Origin of the sequence: Luteitalea sp., from assembly GCF_044337415.1 — a bacterium.
GTDB lineage: Bacteria > Acidobacteriota > Vicinamibacteria > Vicinamibacterales > Vicinamibacteraceae > Luteitalea.
Map to the genome: position 1 here is coordinate 1 of NZ_JBIINP010000345.1, position 3289 is coordinate 3289.

Consider the following 3289-nt stretch of genomic DNA (forward strand, 5'->3'; position numbering starts at 1 on the left):
AGGTGCGCGTGCCACTTGTCGCGCGCGTCGGCGCCGCCGTGGAAGCGCACCGGTTGCTCGCCGTACAAGGGGATGTGCACGACCACCACGCGGAACGCGGCGTCGCGCACCTCGGGCTGCGCGAGCGCGGTGGCCAGCCACGCGGCCTGTCGCGTGCGGTACGCGTCGAAGGTGCCGAGCCCCGCGTACACCGGCGCGTCGTCGGGCTTGTCCTCGCCCGTGTCGAGCACGATGAACGCCACCGGGCCCTGACGCAGCGTGTAGTAGTAGTGGCCCGCCGGTGAGTCGAGGATGCGGCCGAGCGCCCGCGCCTCGGCGCCGCGCACGTCGTGGTTGCCACGCGCGAAGCACACCGGGCGGCTGGCTGCGTACGCCATGCCAGCGGGATACAGCAACTGCTCGGCCAACTGCTGCTCGGTGGCGATGTCGTTGAACATGTCGCCGTTCCAGAAGAGCAGGTCGCCCGGCGCATCGGCCAGCTGCGTGAACAGCTGCTTCAGTGTCTCGGGCTGCTCGTGCGTGTCGTTGATGATCGCGGCCTGCATGCGCGAGCCGGCGCCGGCATCCGGTGTCACGAAGCTGTACGCGCGGCTCTCGAACGGGCGACCACGCCGGATGTCGTACGCACCGAGCCACGCGATGGGCACGCTCACGGTCCGGTAGTGGTACCGCGTGCCCGGCTTCAGGCCATCGAGTCGCACGCGCTGGATGCGAGCGTCGAGCGGCCGCAGGCCGTCGGTGTCGCCGCCGGCGACCGAGCCGAGCGCCTCGCTCTCCCCGAACTCGACCCAGCCCGTGCTCGTGTCGTTGACCGCCCACGCGATCGACACGGACGAGGGCGAAAGCGCCTGCACCACGGGGGCGCCGAGCACCTTGAAGTCCTGCGGCGGGCGGACGACGCCGTCGGCATGCGCCTCGGTCGCCACCAGCGCCCCGCCGAGCGCCGCGGGGCCGGACCGCAACCAGTCGCGCCTCGAGATGCCGCTCATGCGCGCTCCTGCAGGGTGACGGATCGGATGTCGCTGGTCGTGCGCCAGCTGGCGATGCCGATCGGGCGACAGGGATTCATCTCGATGCGCACGTCCACCTCGCGCCCGGCGGTCTTCGCCTCGGTCACCAGTGTGCCGTCCACGAACCCCTGCAGGAGTTCGGGCGTGACCTCGACGGCCAGGCGATACCACTGCCCGTCCTTGAACGTGAACGTCTTGCTCGACTCGTTTTCCGACGCGTCGAGGCCGTCGAGGCTCGAGAATCCCACCACCGTGCCTCCCCAGCCACCGACCACGAGGCTGCAGTGCGCCGCGCCGACCGGCACGGTGATCGCCGCGAAGAAGTCCGAGCCTTCGATGCGCCGGGCCTCGACCTCGAGGCGGAACCGTGGCCCCGGGAGCGATCCCGTCCACACGATGCCCGTCAGGTCGTAACCACGCTCCAGTCTGATGGCGCCGCCAACGACGGAGACCTCGCCCTCGCCGCCGAACGAGACCGGCTTCCACTTGCCCAGCGTCGCCCCGTCGAACAGCGGCACCGTCGTCGGGGCTTGTGCGGCCAGCAGGCGGACGGGCACCGCGGCGGCGAGGAGGCCGAGGGCGACCCGACGCGTGATCGGCGACGTCGTGTTCAGCAAGCGCCGCGTCTTCGTTGAGAATGCGTGAGAGGGCACGATGGCCCAAGCCTACAGGGAGTTCGCCGCGTGAAGAAACTCGTCATCGGATGTGGTCTCGGCCTCGTCCTGTTCACCGTGGCGGCCAGCGCCGCCTTCTACTACTTCGTCTACCGCCCCGCGAAGACCTTCGTCGGGTCGATGGCCCAGATGGGTGAGGTCGCCGAACTCGACGCCAAGGTGACCAACACGCAGCCCTTCACCTCGCCCACCGACGGCGCGCTCACGCCCGAGCAGGTCACCCGCTTCGTGGCCGTGCAGGAGGCCCTTCACGGCCGGATGGGCGCGCGGGCCACAGAACTCGAGGCCAAGTACAAGGACCTCGAGGCGCGCCGCGGCCAGGGCGACGCCAGCCTCACCGAGGTGGCCGGCGCCTACAAGGACATCTTCGGCGTGATCGCCGAGGCCAAGCGGGCTCAGGTGGAGGCCCTCAACGCCCAGCGGTTCTCGCTGGAGGAGTACGCCTGGGTCAAGGCCCGCTTCTACGAGGCTGCCGGCGTCGAGATGACGGGGCTGGACTTCCGGGAACTGGCGGGCGCCCTGAAGGAGGGCAATCTCGACGCCGTCAAGGACATGGCCAGCAAGGCCAACGAGGCGGCCAAGGCGGCCGCTGGGGCCGCGACCGGCACGACCGTGCCGGCGCCAGCCGATGCGCCGACCTCGGGCCCGGCGACCACCGAGCCACCGACCACGCCCATCGGCGACACCCCGGGCGTCGGGATTCCCGACGTCAACAAGACGCTCGTCGCCCCACACAAGGACGCGATGAAGAAGTGGTTCGTCTACGGGATGTTCGGGCTGTAGGAGGGAGGGCCGGCTCTCCGAGCCCGGCCCCGACGGCTACGGGCTACGGGCGGCAGGCTGCCTGTAGCCTGTCGTCTGCAGCCGTTCTTCAGTGCATCGGATGTGGGAGGTCGAGGCCGAGGCGCGCGATCACCTGCTCCACCTCGAAGCGCAGGAACGCGAACGATGGGATCACGAAGAGCGTCGATTGCATGCGCGACGGGTCGTAGTCGGTCGTAATGACCTCCTCCGTCTTCCAGCGACGCCGGTCCACATCGTCCGAGAGCGAGAACGGGATCTCCCCCGTGGACGACAGGATGCCGGCCCCGAACACCTTGGTCTGGCCGCTCTCCTGAATCAGCCCGAACTCGATGCTGAACCAACTGAATCGCTTGAGCGCCAGCACCTGCTCGCCTGACGTGGCGGCCATCGAGGCCTGGCCGAGCCTGGTGAGCAACGACGCATAGTCGTGGTTCATCAGGGGCGGGACGTGTCCGAGGCAGTCGTGGATCATGTCCGGCTCGGGCGTGAACTCCGGGTGCGACCCGTGCCGGAGGAACTGCGTGACCGGGAACCCCGATTCGGCGATGTAGCCGTAGAAGGTGCGGTACGGAATCGGCCCCTCGGCGGGCACCAGGTGCATCCCCGTTTCCGCAGAGAGCCGCGCGCTGAGGTCCCGGAGTTGCGGGATGGCATCGGCGCCGATGCCGAGCGCTCGCTTGGCGTCGAGGTAGATGCGGCTGGCGTGTTGCTGGTGCAGCGCGTCGAGGCTCGGACTCACCTCGCGCCAGATGCGGGTCTCCTCCGCCGTGTACTCGATGGCCGGTGGACCGAGCCGCTGGA

The 3289-nt window shown here is 69.6% G+C and carries 4 protein-coding genes; 1 reads left to right on the forward strand and 3 read right to left on the reverse strand.

Features of this window, described 5'->3' with window-relative positions; translation table 11 throughout:
• On the reverse strand, nt 1-989 hold a 989-nt coding region (locus tag ACIRDX_RS22060; RefSeq protein ID WP_396627572.1), incomplete at its 3' end, for a metallophosphoesterase.
• The gene (locus tag ACIRDX_RS22065) at nt 986-1627 is read right to left on the reverse strand and encodes a family 16 glycoside hydrolase (protein ID WP_396627573.1); all 642 of its coding nucleotides are present in this window, start codon (nt 1625-1627) and stop codon (nt 986-988) included. The genes ACIRDX_RS22065 and ACIRDX_RS22060, both read right to left, overlap by 4 nt.
• 66 nt (nt 1628-1693) lie before the next feature.
• On the opposite strand from ACIRDX_RS22065, the gene ACIRDX_RS22070 reads away from it, so the two are divergent.
• Nucleotides 1694-2467, forward strand: a complete 774-nt coding sequence (locus tag ACIRDX_RS22070; RefSeq protein ID WP_396627574.1) for a hypothetical protein — start codon at nt 1694-1696, stop codon at nt 2465-2467.
• 88 nt (nt 2468-2555) lie between these two features.
• Here ACIRDX_RS22070 and ACIRDX_RS22075 read toward each other — a convergent pair.
• On the reverse strand, nt 2556-3289 hold a 734-nt coding region (locus ACIRDX_RS22075; RefSeq protein WP_396627575.1), incomplete at its 5' end, for a hypothetical protein.